Raw genomic sequence first — 1,242 nt, forward strand, 5'->3', positions numbered from 1 at the left:
CAGGGCAAACGCATGAGTGCTTATTTTTCATCCACCTCGTTAAAGCCACTCAGGAGCACTTGCTCCAGATAGCTGCTGTTCATTGCCGCTATCTTTTGCTTACGTCTGATGCTCACCTTTTTGCTTCGCTCCGAGCGCAGCATGTTCAGCGCAATATGTCGTACTGCTGCCAAGTTGGCTGAGCCCTCCTCCCGATAAATCTGGCAGGCATCCTCTTTCATCACCACGTCCAACACCCAATGTAACTGGTTTTCAATGCCCCAGTGGCTGCGCACTGCGTTAGCGAAAGTGGCTCGCTCCAAGGGCGCCGAACTGATGTAGTAGCGGTACTCCAACGACTCTTTTCCTTTGTTGTCTCGCCGGTATCCAATGGCCACACCCAACGTGCTCAACCCCTTCCACTCGGGGAAGGCTCGAGCCACCGCATCGGCTGGCAACACATAATATTGCCGGACCTCAATCCTCCCCCGGCTTTGTTCGATGCTGGCGATCGGTTGCTCTTCTGCCAACACATCCCGAAACACCTCACGGATGGCATTCGACAAGCGCTCCTGATTGCCTTTGACAGCCAGCAGGTAATGGCCCCCTTGCTCGACAACCTGAGCCGCTATGGCTGTTTGGCAACCCATCGCATCGATGGATATCAGACAGCCGTTGATATCCAGCATCGACAGCAGTGCCGGGATCGCGGTGATCTCATTAGACTTGGCATCCGTCTTGACCTGCCCGAGCACTACGCCATTGGCACAGGAAAAAGCACTGACCATGTGGATAGCTGACGCCCGGTTATCACGGTCATAGGAGCCTCTGAGCACCTTGCCATCCAGCGCAATCACGTCCCCTTCGCAGCGCTTGCTGACTGCTGCCATCCAGTTGAGGAAGCAATGCTGAAATTGCACCGGGTCGAGTCGGGAAATCACGCGGGCAATGGTGTCGTGAACCGGCAGCCCATTGGGAAAGAGCTTGCGCTTCTGAAACCAGTCCAGGTGCGCCTCACCAAAGTCCTCGATATCCTGCCATCCTTCAGCGCCGCCGATCACGGCGCAGAGCGTCAGGAACAGAACATCAAACAGGGGGTAGGCCACTTTGGCGGTTTGTCTGGGATCTTGGAGTTCGGCAAAGTGTTCAGAGAAAGCGTCGATGGACATGAAATGGTTCCCGAAAAGGGAGCATAAGATCATAACCCGCGACATCGGTCAAATCATGTAAATGTGCTCAATAAACGTTCGCGATCTCGCCCTG

At 54.8% G+C, this 1,242-nt stretch carries 1 protein-coding gene; it reads right to left on the minus strand.

From position 1 onward, the window contains the following. Nucleotides 1–20: 20 nt before the first annotated feature. Nucleotides 21–1,148 (minus strand): ISAs1 family transposase, encoded by a 1,128-nt coding sequence (locus ACB030_RS20290; RefSeq protein ID WP_371162256.1) that lies wholly within the window; start codon nucleotides 1,146–1,148, stop codon nucleotides 21–23. Between the last annotated feature and the right edge of the window lie 94 nt (nucleotides 1,149–1,242).

Origin of the sequence: Aeromonas sp. S16(2024), from assembly GCF_041403065.1 — a bacterium.
Classification (GTDB): Bacteria; Pseudomonadota; Gammaproteobacteria; order Enterobacterales; family Aeromonadaceae; genus Aeromonas.

Excerpts from the sequence above, each read along its gene's own strand:
- ACB030_RS20290 (WP_371162256.1), bottom strand. The coding sequence starts at position 1,148 with ATGTCCATCGACGCTTTCTCTGAACACTTTGCCGAACTCCAAGATCCC.